At 62.2% G+C, this 13,215-nt stretch carries 13 protein-coding genes; 3 read left to right on the forward strand and 10 right to left on the reverse strand.

The window, feature by feature from the left end; translation table 11 throughout:
* Positions 1–26: 26 nt before the first annotated feature.
* From B0G76_RS34860 to argB, 6 genes are all read right to left on the reverse strand, one after another.
* A complete protein-coding gene (locus B0G76_RS34860) occupies positions 27–1,421 on the reverse strand; it encodes an AmpG family muropeptide MFS transporter (RefSeq protein WP_120297323.1) in 1,395 nt (464 codons plus the stop codon).
* A 14-nt stretch (positions 1,422–1,435) separates the two neighbouring features.
* Positions 1,436–2,044, reverse strand: a complete 609-nt coding sequence (gene metW / locus B0G76_RS34865; protein WP_120297324.1) for a methionine biosynthesis protein MetW — start codon at positions 2,042–2,044, stop codon at positions 1,436–1,438.
* Positions 2,041–3,186: a homoserine O-acetyltransferase gene (locus B0G76_RS34870; protein ID WP_120297325.1), complete on the reverse strand. Its 1,146-nt coding sequence runs from the start codon at positions 3,184–3,186 to the stop codon at positions 2,041–2,043. Before B0G76_RS34870 ends, metW begins: the two co-directional genes overlap by 4 nt.
* 307 nt (positions 3,187–3,493) lie before the next feature.
* Positions 3,494–4,198 (reverse strand): nucleoid occlusion factor SlmA, encoded by a 705-nt coding sequence (gene slmA / locus B0G76_RS34875; RefSeq protein WP_120297326.1) that lies wholly within the window; start codon positions 4,196–4,198, stop codon positions 3,494–3,496.
* The gene (locus tag B0G76_RS34880) at positions 4,176–4,967 is read right to left on the reverse strand and encodes an HAD-IA family hydrolase (protein WP_120298036.1); all 792 of its coding nucleotides are present in this window, start codon (positions 4,965–4,967) and stop codon (positions 4,176–4,178) included. The genes slmA and B0G76_RS34880 overlap by 23 nt, the downstream gene beginning before the upstream one ends.
* A 208-nt stretch (positions 4,968–5,175) precedes the next feature.
* A complete protein-coding gene (gene argB / locus B0G76_RS34885; RefSeq protein WP_063494482.1) occupies positions 5,176–6,075 on the reverse strand; it encodes an acetylglutamate kinase in 900 nt (299 codons plus the stop codon).
* Between the two features lie 270 nt (positions 6,076–6,345).
* On the opposite strand from argB, the gene B0G76_RS34890 reads away from it, so the two are divergent.
* Positions 6,346–6,570, forward strand: coding sequence for a cysteine-rich CWC family protein (locus tag B0G76_RS34890; protein ID WP_120297327.1), 225 nt, complete (start codon positions 6,346–6,348; stop codon positions 6,568–6,570).
* Between the two features lie 33 nt (positions 6,571–6,603).
* On the opposite strand, the gene B0G76_RS34895 is transcribed toward B0G76_RS34890, so the two are convergent.
* A complete protein-coding gene (locus tag B0G76_RS34895; RefSeq protein WP_120297328.1) occupies positions 6,604–8,241 on the reverse strand; it encodes a tetratricopeptide repeat protein in 1,638 nt (545 codons plus the stop codon).
* A 129-nt stretch (positions 8,242–8,370) separates the two neighbouring features.
* Between B0G76_RS34895 and B0G76_RS34900 the strand changes: the two genes are divergently transcribed.
* Both B0G76_RS34900 and B0G76_RS34905 read left to right on the forward strand, forming a co-directional pair.
* Positions 8,371–9,681: an ATP-binding protein gene (locus tag B0G76_RS34900; RefSeq protein WP_120297329.1), complete on the forward strand. Its 1,311-nt coding sequence runs from the start codon at positions 8,371–8,373 to the stop codon at positions 9,679–9,681.
* The gene (locus B0G76_RS34905) at positions 9,678–10,220 is read left to right on the forward strand and encodes a response regulator transcription factor (protein WP_120297330.1); all 543 of its coding nucleotides are present in this window, start codon (positions 9,678–9,680) and stop codon (positions 10,218–10,220) included. The genes B0G76_RS34900 and B0G76_RS34905 overlap by 4 nt, the downstream gene beginning before the upstream one ends.
* A 175-nt stretch (positions 10,221–10,395) precedes the next feature.
* On the opposite strand, the gene hslU is transcribed toward B0G76_RS34905, so the two are convergent.
* The 3 genes from hslU to dksA form a co-directional block, all read right to left on the reverse strand.
* Positions 10,396–11,742, reverse strand: a complete 1,347-nt coding sequence (gene hslU / locus B0G76_RS34910; protein WP_120297331.1) for an ATP-dependent protease ATPase subunit HslU — start codon at positions 11,740–11,742, stop codon at positions 10,396–10,398.
* Positions 11,743–11,751: 9 nt separating this feature from the next.
* Positions 11,752–12,288 (reverse strand): ATP-dependent protease subunit HslV, encoded by a 537-nt coding sequence (gene hslV, locus B0G76_RS34915; RefSeq protein WP_091797221.1) that lies wholly within the window; start codon positions 12,286–12,288, stop codon positions 11,752–11,754.
* Between the two features lie 320 nt (positions 12,289–12,608).
* Positions 12,609–13,028 (reverse strand): RNA polymerase-binding protein DksA, encoded by a 420-nt coding sequence (gene dksA / locus B0G76_RS34920; protein ID WP_006050516.1) that lies wholly within the window; start codon positions 13,026–13,028, stop codon positions 12,609–12,611.
* Positions 13,029–13,215 lie beyond the last annotated feature (187 nt).

Here is a 13,215-nt window from a genome sequence, read left to right on the forward strand (position 1 = left end):
CGCGAGGCGCTTTGACTGACGCACCGTCACGGCCGGGTTCTCCAGGGCGCGATGCGCAGCAGAAGCAGCATGCCGGGCAGTCCCAGCGCGGTACACACGATGAAGTAGTCGAACCAGCCGATCTTCGCGACGACATAGCCGCTTGCCGCCGATGCCAACGTGCGCGGCACCGAAGCCAAGCTCGTAAAGAGTGCGAACTGCGTCGCGGTATAGCGCGGATCGGTGGTGCTGGCGATATAAGCGGTGAAGGCCGCCATCGTCAGACCGGTCGCGAAGGTTTCGAGGCCGTAGACCAGCGCCAGCGCGACTGAGCGCGGATCGAGCTGCACGGTCCAGTCGATGCCGACCAGCGCGAGCAGTTTTGATGTGCCCTGGCTCAACCCGACGGCGATGTCATAAATTGCGGTGAGACCAGGCGACGCCGGGCCAAGATGTGCAAGCCAGGCGAAGCCGAGCGTCGACACCATCTGCAGGACGCCGAAGATCCACAGCCCGCGGCCGATGCCGATCTTCATTAGCCAGATCCCACCGACGATCCCGCCCGCCAGACTCGCGCCGAACGCGGTGGTCTTGGCGATCACGCCGATTTGCGTGCGCGAAAAGCCGATGTCGAGAAAGAACGAGGTGGACAGCGTGGTCGCCATCGTGTCGCCGAGCTTGTAAAGGAAGATGAAGCCGAGCACGAACAGCGCGCCGCGCCAGCCGTCGCGTTGAATGAATTCCCTGAACGGCTGCACGATCGCTTCGCGCAGATTCTTCGGCGGCGTGCCGTGCACTTCAGGCTCGCGCACCACCAGCGTCATGATCATGCCGGGCACCATGAACGCGGCGGTGACGATGAAAACGGTGGTCCACGGCAAATGGTCTGACAGAATCAGCGCCAGCGAACCCGGCACCAGCGCGGCGATCTTGTACGCATTCACGTGCACCGCATTGCCGAGACCCTGCTGCGTGTCGCTTAGAAGTTCGCGCCGGTACGCATCGATCGAGATGTCCTGGCTCGCGCCGAAGAAGGCGACTAGCGCTGTCAAAGCCGCCACCGTCCAGATCGAATCGCGTGGAGACACGAAACCGAGCGTGGCAATCGCCCCGGCGACCAGAATCTGCGTGACGAGCATCCAGCCGCGCCGTCTGCCCGGCCGCCAGCCCGGAAAGCGCGGCACGTAGCGGTCCATCAACGGCGCCCAGACGAATTTCCAGGTGTACGGGAACTGGATCAGCGCAAAAAGGCCGATTTCCTTCAGATTGACGCCTTCGGAGCGTAGCCACGCCTGCACCAGATAGACGAGCGTGAACAGCGGCAGTCCCGACGTAAAACCGAGAAAGACGCAAATCAGCATGCGCGTATTCAGGAACGCGCGCCAGCCGGGATGTTCTTCGTGAGCGGTAAGTGCAGGCGCCTCGTGCGGCGGGTTCGACATGTGGATAAGTGGCGTTAGCTTTTCTTGACGCGATAGACCGCAAGACTACCACGCCAGTTCACCCCCCAACGCACCACCTGGCCATCGTGAAGCACCACGCGGTCGAGAATCTCGATGCCGACTTCCGGCGCCAGCGCCTCGAAATCCTTGATCGTCAGCACCCGCACGTTCGGCGTGTTGTGCCACTGATAAGGCAGCGACTTCGACACCGGCATGCGGCCTTGCAGCACCGAAAGCCGGTGTGCCCAGTAGCCGAAATTCGGGAACGAGACGATGCATTCCTTGCCCACCCGCACCGTCTCGCGCAAGATCGCGGCCGTTTGATGGATGGTTTGCAGCGTCTGCGACAAAACCGCGAAATCGAAGCTGCTGTCTTCGAACAGACGCAGGCCGTCTTCCAGATTCTGCTGGATCACGTTGACGCCGTTCTGCGTCGACGCCAATACCCCGGCGTCGTTGATTTCGATGCCGTAGCCCTGCACGTCCAGTTCTTCGGTCAAAAGCGACAGCAACGAGCCGTCGCCGCAACCCAGATCGAGTACGGTGGCGCGCGGTTCGACCCAGCGGGCGATCGCGCGGAAGTCCGGGCGCAGCGCCAGATAATCGAGTGCTCGCTGGTTCATGCGGTCACCTCGTTCGCAATACGTTCGTAATAGGCGCGCATCAGGTTGTGATAGCGCGCGTCGTCGAGCAGGAAGGCGTCGTGGCCGTGCGGCGCGTCGATTTCCGCGTAGGTTACCGTGCGCTTGTGATCGAGCAGCGCCTTCACCAGTTCGCGTGAGCGGGCCGGCGCGAAGCGCCAGTCGGTCGAGAAGCTGGCGATCAGGTACTTCGCGGTGGTGTGCGCGACGGCGGCGGTCAGATCGCCGTCGAAGGCCTTGGCCGGATCGAAATAGTCGAGCGCGCGGGTGATCAGCAGGTACGTGTTCGCGTCGAAGTAGTCGGCGAATTTGTCGCCCTGGTAGCGCAGATACGACTCCACTTCGAATTCCACGTCGAAGTTGAAGTTGTACGCGTCCACCGCGCCTTCCGCGCGGCGCAACGAACGACCGAATTTCTCGGCCATGTCGTCATCCGATAGGTACGTGATGTGGCCGATCATGCGCGCGACGCGCAAGCCGCGCTTCGGCTTCACGTTGTGCGCGTAGAAGTTGCCGCCGTGGAAGTCGGGGTCCGACAGGATCGCCGAGCGTGCTACTTCGTTGAACGCGATGTTCTGCGCGGAGAGTTTCGGTGTGGACGCCACAACAATGCAATGGCCCACGCGCTCCGGATACATCATGCTCCACGCGAGCGCCTGCATGCCGCCGAGGCTGCCGCCCATCACTGCCGCGAAGCGCGCGATGCCGAACGCGTCGGCGACGCGCACTTGGGCGTTCACCCAGTCTTCAACCGTCACGACAGGAAAGGTTGCGCCGTATGGATTGCCCGTCGCCGGATCGATGCTCATCGGCCCGGTCGAGCCGAAGCACGAGCCCAGGTTGTTCACGCCGATCACGAAGAACTTGTTGGTGTCGAGCGGCTTGCCCGGGCCGACCATGTTGTCCCACCAGCCGACGTCTTTCGGATTGTCCGCGTACACGCCCGCCACGTGGTGCGAGGCGTTGAGCGCGTGGCACACCAGCACGGCATTGCTGCGCGCGGCGTTGAGCGTGCCGTAGGTCTCGACCATCAGGTCGTAACCGGCCAGCGAGCTGCCGTTCTGCATGAGCAGCGGCTCGGTGAAATGCATCTTTTGGGGAGCGACGATACCGATCGATTCCATTCATTCCGCCATTTAACAAATACAGGGCGGCTAGATTGGCGTCGGCGAGGCACGGAGGAGAAACGGTGTGCGCGGCTGACGACCTCTTTAGCCGCATTTATAGTGAACCGCGGGAAACGTTCCCGGCAGTTCGCGCGCCCGCAATCGAGTCAGCAAATCGGCGCGTGGTAGTACGTGTCAAGGTGTTCAGGGTGCTCACGACGGCGGTCTCAGATGATTCGGCGAGCCGCAGTCAGGCGCAAAGTATAGCGGAAAATTTCATGCGGCAGCGTCGTGGGCGCCGCTGCCAGCTCGCGTGCCGCGCGGACTACTGAAGAATCAGGAGCAGTTGTGCATCGGCGTGTTCGGCGGGCGGCCGCGCAAAGCCACTGCGCACATATCGATGCCAGCGCCCGATGATGTAGCTCAGCAGCAAGCTCGCGCGGATCGCGGGATCGTAGCCGGCGGGCAGCGGGACAGCCTGTGTATTGGCGCTCGGGCTTGCGTTTTCACCTGCGTTCGCGCTTGCATTTGCCTCCATCTGAGCCACGCGCAAACATTGCTTCAACGACGCCTCGATCCGTTCCAGCATCTGATTGACGCGCTCGGTCAGCCGCTCATGCTCGCCGACCAGCGCCTCGCAGGTCAGCACGCGCGTCATGCCGGGATTCTTCGCGGGGAAGTTGAGCAGCATCAGCGCGATCGCACGGGCTTGCAGCACGCCGTTGCTTTCCTTGTCGGCGATCTGGTTGATCAGGCCGAAGATGGTCTGCTCGATGAACTCGATGAGCCCTTCGAACATTTGCGCCTTGCTGGCGAAATGGCGGTACAACGCGGCTTCCGAGACGCCGAGCCGGGCGGCGAGTGCCGCCGTGGTGATTTTTTCGCTCTTCGGCGCCTCCAGCATCGCGGCAAGCGTCTGCAGGATATGCACGCGGCGCTCGCCCGGCTTCAGGCGCGCTGCGCGCGGGGTGGCCGGTGAGGTGGGTTCGTCTTCGGTTACGGCTTCGTCAGGCTTGTCGATCGGCTGCATGGCTGCGTCCCGTCTGCTGTCCCTTCAATCGAACCGAGCGGGTGCCCAGTCGTAGCGATTTTAACGAACGAATGCATCGATCGACATAGTGCGGCCTGCCGGTGCCGGGCAAACGCGTGGGCACGCCGTCCGCGTGCGGTTTGCGCGGCAGATGGCCGGTGATCCACACGGTGCGGATGCCGAGACGCCGGTAGTTCTTGAGATGCGAGCGCGTGTCTTCCACGAGGATCACGTCTTTGAGCGAGACGTGCGCGTCGCGCATCGTCTTGCGCAGCATCGAATGGTCGGGTTTGGCGCGCCAGTGGCGGCGATCGCGCATATGTTCGATCGCAATCACCTGTTCGAACAGACGCTCGATACGCAGCTCTCCGAGCACCGCGCGCGCATAGGTCTCGGGCGCATTGGTCAGCACGATCTTGCGGCCGGGCAGCGACGCGACGAGCCGCGCGACGCCGCGTTCGTGACGGATCATCGAACCGAGATCGGGGAACGTGTGGACGACTTTCAGAAAATCGTTCGGGTCGAGCGGATGATGCCGCGCCAGACCAAGCAGCGCCGCGCCGTAGCGTTGCGTGTAGCCGGCGCGCAGCCGGTTGGCTTCGTCGATATCGACTTGCAACGTGTCGATGATGTACTGCGTCATGCCCTGATTGATCGCCGGAAAAATCGCGTGCGAGGCGTGATGCAGCGTGTTGTCGAGATCGAACAGCCAGACCGGACTGCCGCCTGCGATGTGCGGACGACGGCGTCGGAAAGTGGGAGTGCGCATGATGGAGGCGCCGTTCAGACGCAGGCAGTCGCTTCGCGCAGCGAACGCCGACGACGGTTCGCGATGCGGAAAACGATAGAAGAGGATAGCGTGTTTTTGCGCCGGAGGGCGGCGCGCTGTGCACCACCGGACGCGGCGGCAGCGCAACTGCACGGCCCACGTGACACGCCTGACTGGCGTACCGTGTGGGCCGGGTGTGAGGCAGGAATCAATGCGAGCGGATCATCGTGCCGAACGGCTGTTCGGTGAGAATTTCCAGCAGCACCGAGTGCTCGATGCGCCCGTCGATGATGTGTACCGAACGCACGCCGCTCTTTGCCGCATCCAGCGCCGACGAGATTTTCGGCAGCATGCCGCCGGAGATCGTGCCGTCTGCGAACAGGCCGTCGATTTCACGCGCCGACAGATCGGTCAGCAGATTGCCTTCCTTATCCATCACGCCGGGGATGTTGGTCATGATCACGAGCTTTTCGGCGTTCAGCACGACCGCCAGTTTGCCCGCGACCAGATCCGCATTGATGTTGTACGACAGGCCGTCTTCGCCGAAGCCGATCGGCGAGATCACCGGAATGAACGCGTCGTCTTGCAGCGCTTTCACGACCGCCGGATTGATCGCCTCGACTTCGCCCACCTGACCGATGTCGACGTACTGACCCGGATTGTCGCGATCCGGCATCTGCATCTTGCGCGCGTGGATCAGGCCGCCGTCCTTGCCGGTCAGACCGACCGCGTGGCCGCCGAAATGGTTGATCAGCGTGACGATGTCCTGCTGCACTTCGCCGCCGAGCACCCATTCGACGACTTCCATCGTCTCTTCGTCGGTGACGCGCATGCCTTGAATGAACGTGCCCTGCTTGCCGATCTTCTTCAGCGCCTGGTCGATTTGCGGACCGCCGCCGTGCACGATGACCGGATTGATACCGACCAGCTTCAGCAGAATGACGTCGCGCGCGAAGCCTTGCTTCAGCCGCTCTTCGGTCATGGCGTTGCCGCCGTATTTGATGACCACGGTCTTACCGTGATACTGGCGAATGTAGGGCAGCGCCTCGGCCAGAATTTCAGCCTTCAGGGTGGGCGCGATCTGCGAAAGGTCGGGAATCTCGGACATGGCGGCAGGCTCAGGCACAGGACAGTTGAAACACGGCGAATTGTACAGGACTGGCGCGCTGCAACAGGGTTTTCGACAGCGCTGCCGGTGACGGGCGGCGTGGGCTTTGCGCACTGCGCAATGGGGACCCAGGGCGGTGGACGGCCGTCAAGCCTACCGCCGTTCAGAACTGCCGGTGAATTGGCCGAACGGGCGATGGCCGACTGACGGCGCCATGCCAGTCGTGGCATCATTTCCTGATCCAGGCTGAAGCGAGATCGCCAGTCCGTCATGAAATCGTCAGCTTCCCGCTCCACAAGCAGCGCGCTTTGTCCGCACTGTGGTCAGGCGTTCGATTGCGCCATGCATGGCGTGCCGTTCGACTGCTGGTGCCGTGAGATGCCAGCCCTGCCGGTAGATCGGCTCGGTCCGTCCGGCCGTTGCCTGTGTCCTGAATGTCTCGCGGCGGAGATCGCGCAAGCCGTACAGCCGGCGCCGGGAGCCGGTTCACCTTGAATGTGACGCTGCGCGGGTGGCCGCGTTGCCGACCTATTCCGCGTGGTGCCGGGCCGCAAGCACACTCAGATCATGTGCAACAGCCTTTAGTGCCGGATCCCATTGACCGAACTGTGGCTGCCGGTAGAGCGCGGCGCTCGGATACCATGGGCTGTCGAGCCGGTCGAGCAACCAGACCCAATGCGGATTGACGTCTAGGAGCACCCAGGTGCGCTGGCCGAGCGCGCCGCTCAGATGCGCCACGGAAGTGCAAACCGTGATGACGAGATCGAGCGCGCTGACAAACGCCGCCGTGTCGTCGAAGTTGGCGAATTCGGCGGTGTAGTCCGACATCGGCAGACCCGCCGCCTGGGCGGCCGCGACGTCCGCCTCGGCGCCCGGTTGCAGCGAGTAGAACGCCACGTTCTGCATGCCGTGGAAATGTTCCGCGTAGCGCTCCCAACCCACCCGCCGGAATGGATTGCGCTGATGGCCCAGGCTGCCGGTCCATGCCAGTCCGACTTTGAGCCTCGCCTCCCCGCTAAGCTTCGTTCGCCACGATTGGCTGGCTACGGCGTCCGCGTGCAAATACGGAATCTTGGCGGGGATGGTCCCCCCGCGCGTGTCGAAAATCAACGGCAGGCTGAGCAACGGAATTTCATAGTCAAACGGCGCCAAAGAGTCGACGCCGCCGCCTGCCGAATAGTCGTCCACGTGATCACCGAGGCTGCGAGCGGGCAGCGCGCCCATTTGCGGAAATGAATTCCAGATGAGACGGCCGCGCTCCTGACGAACACGCTCGGCGAGCGGAGCGATGTAGCGGCTGAACTGCAAGACATCGCCCATGCCCTGTTCGCCCCATACCAGCAGCGTTTTACCGGCGAGCGATTCGCCTTGCCAGGTCGGCGCGGGCATGGCGGGGCGGTTGCCGCCCAATTCCAACGAGCCGTCCCAGCGCGCTTCGTGGTTTTGCCAGCCGGGCGCGTAATCGCCGCGCATGAGTTGCAGCATGCCGAGATTGGAGCGCATGGCCGCGTCGTGGGGCGCTAATGCACAGGCCGTTTTTTCGGCGTGCTCCGCTTCGTCCCAGCGTTGCGCTTCACGCAGTGCCAGCGCATAGTTGTTACGCGCCAGCGGGCCATGCGGCGCGCATTGCACGGCTCTTGCGCCGGCTTCGAGCGCGCGCGGCAGATTCAAATTGACGCGGCTTGCCTGAGTGAGATTGGTCCATGCATCGCCGTGACCGGGATCGTCATGAACCGCACTTTCCAGCAGGGCGAGTTGCTCGTTGAGGTCGCAGCCAATGAGTGCGAGGGCGCCGGCGAGATTGTTGCGCAACCGCGGCAATGCCGGATCGATGGCGAGCGCGCGACGATAGGGTGCGATTGCCTCGCCATGCCGGTTTGCCATTTGCAGCGCGTAGCCGAAACGGAAGTGGGCAAGCGCGCGATGGGAATCGAGTTGGGCAATAATGGCGGCGAGTTCGATCGCGTCATCGTGACGATGTTGCCCGAGCAACGTAGCAATCAACGATTCGATCGACTCATCGTCGAGTGGATGAAGTTGTGCGGCCGTATCGAGCCACCGGGTTTCTGCTTCCGTTGCGCCGTTTTGTCGGGCTGCGGCGGCCTGTCGCAGGAAAGTCAGGAAAGCTGACGAGGTGGGCGTCTCGCGATCGGAGACAGGTAGCATGGACGGGTTGGGGTGGCGCAAGAACCGATGATGAGCGATCGGCACAGGCAACGCTATCGCAAAAACCTCATGTTAACGACACGGGACCGCGACGTAAGTCAGACTAGTCCGAACCGTTAAACTAAAGTCATGCATCGTATAACCAACACCGGCCGGGTCAACCTCGGTCATCTGTTCTGGCTACGCAGCCTCGCGATCATCGGCCAGCTGGCGACGATTGCGGTCGTGCAGCACTTCTTCGGTGTGCATTTGCCGTTGCCGGCCATGCTGCTCGTAATCGCCCTCGAGGTGATCTTCAACGGACTCACGTGGTGGCGTGTCTCGCAGCAGCGGCCCGAGTCCAATCTCGAACTGTTCGGCCAGATCTGGGTCGATCTCGGCGCGTTGTCGGCGCTGCTATTCCTCTCCGGTGGCACCACCAACCCTTTCGTGTCGCTGTACCTGCCATCGCTCGCGATTGCCGCAGCCGTGCTGCCATGGCAACTGATGGCGTGGCTCGCCGCGTTCGCCGTGGCCTGCTACGCCGTGCTCGGCTTCGATTCCGTACCGCTCAATCTCGACAATCCGGCGAACCTGTTCGACTACTATCGCGCCGGCATGTGGGTGAACTTCATGGTCAGCGTCGGCCTGATTGCGTGGTTCGTCGCGCGTATGTCGCGCGCGCTGCGACTACGTGACGCAGCGCTCGGAGACGCGCAGCAGCGCTTGCTTCACGATGAACGCGCGGTTGCGCTCGGCGTGCAGGCTGCCACGGTTGCGCACGAAATCGGTACGCCGTTGTCTACAATTGCAATGTTGTCCGAAGAATTACGCGACGCCGCGCGAACCGATAAAGGGCTTGCGCCGTACAGCGCCGATCTGGAATTGCTAGAACAGCAAATGACGTTGTGTACTTCCGCGCTTGCGCGGCTGCGTAGCCGCGCATCGACCGCGACCAACCGGCAAACGGTCAGCGAATGGCTCGAGTCGTTCGCCGAGCAATGGCGCTTGCGTCATCCGCATGTGAAGTTCGAGCGCATCGGCGTACCGCCTGTGGATGTCAGCCTTGACGATACAGTCGCCGTCAGCCAGATTCTGACGATTTTGCTGGACAACGCCGCGCGTGCGAGCCGGGACCACGTCACGCTGTCGTGCACGCTCTCAGGTCGTGGCGATCAGATCGTATTCGAGGTATGTGATTCGGGCCCAGGCATTCCTGCCGCGTTGCGCGGGTCGCTCGGCACGATGCCGGTCGACAGCACACAAGGCGGACACGGCGTGGGCCTGTATCTGGCATTTTCAGCGGCGGCACGTCTGAAAGGATCGATCGAGCTGGGCGACGTCAGCGAGATCAAGCCGCGTGGCACGCGCGCAGTGTTGAGACTGCCGCTTGCCACGCGCAAATTATCAGGTGCGGGCCGTCACGGCACTGCGCCATCCAACACGGAGAAACAGGCATGAGCGAAATGAATTTTCTGGTGATCGACGACGATGAGGTGTTCTCCGGCATCCTCGCTCGCGGTTTGACGCGGCGTGGTTATACGGTGGCCGAAGCGCACAACGCGGATGAGGCGATCAAGTTGGCGAACCAGCAAAAGTTCAGCCAGATCACGGTCGACCTGCATCTCGGCAACGACTCCGGCCTGACGCTCGTCGCCCCCTTGCGTGATTTGCAGCCTGACGCGCGCATGCTGGTGTTGACCGGCTATGCCAGCATCGCCACGGCAGTCCAGGCGGTGAAAGACGGCGCGGACAACTACCTGGCGAAGCCCGCCAATGTCGAGACGATTTTGTCGGCGCTGCAAAGCGAGGCGAGCGCATTGCAAGCTGAGGAGGCGATCGAGCATCCCACGCCGTTGTCGGTTGCGCGTCTGGAGTGGGAGCATATTCAACGCGTGCTCGCGGAGCATGGCGGCAATATTTCGGCCACGGCGCGTGCGTTGAACATGCATCGTCGAACGCTGCAGCGGAAGTTGGCGAAGCGGCCGGTTAAGCAGTAGTCAGGCAGTAGGTGCTTGCTGGGACCTGCTTGCGCTTGCGGGCTATCAAGCAAAACGGGCCGTCTTTCACAAGACGGCCCGTTTTTTTATGCGTCACACAGGATCGGGTGTGTGCGAGGCGCGCGGCTTTAGCGCGGCGTTAGCATCGACACCAGCACCGACGCCGACACAAGCATCACAACACGTAGCGCGACAGATCCTCGTCTTCCGCCACTTCGTTCAGCGCGCGATCGACATACGCCGCGTCGATCTGCACCGTCTTGCCCGAGTGATTGCCGGCTGCGAACGAAACATCTTCGAGCAGTTTTTCGATCACCGTATACAGACGGCGTGCACCAATGTTTTCAGTCTTCTCGTTGACCGAATACGCGATTTCGGCCATACGCCGAATGCCGTCGTCGGCGAATTCCAGGTGCACGTCTTCCGTAGCCAGCAGCGCCTGATATTGCTTGACGAGGCTCGCGTCGGTCGACACCAGAATCGATTCGAAATCGCCCACCGACAGCGAATCCAGTTCGACCCGGATCGGGAAGCGGCCTTGCAGTTCCGGAATCAGATCGCTCGGCTTGGCCAGATGAAACGCGCCGCTCGCGATGAACAGGATGTGGTCGGTCTTCACCATGCCGTACTTGGTGTTGATCGTGGTGCCTTCGACGAGCGGCAGCAGATCGCGCTGCACGCCCTGGCGCGACACTTCACCGCCGCCTGCCTCACTACGCGACGCGATCTTGTCGATTTCGTCGAGGAACACGATACCGTTCTGCTCGACGTTCTGCACCGCCTTGGTTTTCACCTCTTCGTCGTTGAGCATCTTGCCGGCTTCTTCGTCGGTGATGACCTTGAGCGCTTCCTTCACCTTCAGCTTGCGGCGTGTTTTCTTGCCGCCGCCGATGTTCGCGAACATCGAACGGATCTGCTCGGTCATGTCTTCCATGCCCGGCGGCCCCATGATGTCCATGCCGACTTGCGGCTGTTCGACGTCGAGTTCAATTTCCTTGTCGTCGAGCAGACCTTCACGCAGACGCTTGCGGAAAGTCTGACGCGTGGTGCTGCCTTCGTCGGCCGTATCCGTCGCGCTCGAGCTCGCACCGAAACCTACCGGCCGCGCGCTCGGCAGGAGGATGTCGAGGATGCGGTCTTCGGCCTGATCTTCCGCCTTGGTCCGCACCTTGCGCATTTCTGTTTCACGCGTCTGCTTGATTGAGATCTCCATCAGATCGCGCACGATGCTATCGACGTCGCGGCCCACGTAGCCGACTTCGGTGAATTTGGTGGCTTCGATCTTGATGAACGGTGCGTCGGCCAGTTTCGCCAGACGCCGCGCGATTTCGGTTTTGCCGACGCCGGTCGGTCCGATCATCAAGATGTTCTTCGGCGTGATTTCCTGACGCAGCGGGTCTTCAACCTGCTGACGGCGCCACCGGTTGCGCAACGCCACGGCAACGGCTTTCTTCGCGCGGCCTTGGCCGATGATGTGCTTGTCGAGTTCCGAGACGATCTCGGCAGGGGTCATTGTGCTCATCGTGGGTCCTTACTCGATCGTCTCGATGACGCGGTTATGGTTCGTATAGATGCACATGTCGCCGGCAATCTCCAGCGACTTCTCCACGATCTCGCGCGGCGACATCTCGGTGTTGTCAGCGAGCGCCTTGGCGGCGGCTTGCGCATAGGCGCCGCCCGAACCGATCGCACAGATACCGCCTTCCGGATCGAGCACGTCGCCATTACCGGTAATGACGAGGGTCGTGGTGGCATCCGCGGCGATCAGCATGGCTTCGAGGCGGCGCAGCATGCGGTCGGTGCGCCAGTCTTTGGCGAGTTCGACGGCGGCGCGAGTCAGATTGCCCTGATGTTTTTCCAGCTTCGCTTCGAAGCGGTCGAGCAGCGAAAACGCGTCGGCCGTGCCGCCGGCGAAGCCGACCAGCACCTTGCCGTTATAGATGCGCCGGACTTTCTTCGCACCGCCTTTCATGACGATGTTGCCCAGCGTAACCTGGCCGTCGCCGCCAAGCGCGACCTTGTCGCCGCGGCGCACGGAAACGATCGTCGTGCCGTGAAATTGCTCCATATGCGTTCCTCTTTGCAAAACGGGTAGGACACGGTGGCGCAGCACCACCGCAGGAATCCTGAAAGCGGACGGCGCGCAACGCTGAAACGATCAACCGGTTGGCGCGCGCTCGTGCAACGCATGTCCGACTTATTTTAGGGCGTGCGCGGTCATATCAAGAGCCGGCAAATGGCATAAGACAAAAACACGGGATTCGGCGCGGAGGGCAATGCGAAGATTGTGCGGAGGGCCACACAAAAGAAAAAAGGCGCACAGATCACCGTGCGCCTCTCGACGAAGCAGCTTAAAAGGGCGCGGAGCCGAAGCCGCGCCGCAGGCGTTCAGTCGCCGAACAGCTTCTGGCGCAGTTCGCGGCGTTCCTGCGCTTCGAGCGACAGGGTGGCCGTGGGCCGTGCGAGCAGACGCGGAATGCCGATCGGCTCGCCGGTTTCTTCGCACCAGCCGTAATCGCCGGAATCGATGCGCGCGAGGGATTGCTGAACCTTCTTCAGCAGCTTGCGCTCGCGGTCGCGCGTGCGCAGTTCCAGCGCATGCTCTTCCTCGATCGTTGCACGGTCGGCCGGGTCCGGCACGATTACTGTTTCGCGCAGGTTCTCGGTCGTCTGGCCGGCATTGCGGAGAATTTCCGCCTGCAGCTGTTCGAGCTTGTTCTTGAAGAAAGCGAGCTGATCCTCATTCATGTAATCCTTGTCGCTCATCTTCAGGATTTCGGCTTCAGTCAAGAGTCGTTTCGTCGTCATCTGGCTTGCTTCTTCAATGTGAGGCAAAACTCTTACATAGTGCCCGCACTTTCGTATTGCCCGCAAAGACGCCACGAGGACGCTGAGCGCTGGGCGGGCACGGACGATGGGCTGTCGGTGACGCCGAAGCGCCTTGCGCCCACGCGCCGGGCGTCGCTACGCCTATGCGGGGCCGAACTCCTCTGGA

This window comes from Paraburkholderia sp. BL23I1N1, assembly GCF_003610295.1.
In the GTDB taxonomy this organism is placed as follows: Bacteria; Pseudomonadota; Gammaproteobacteria; order Burkholderiales; family Burkholderiaceae; genus Paraburkholderia.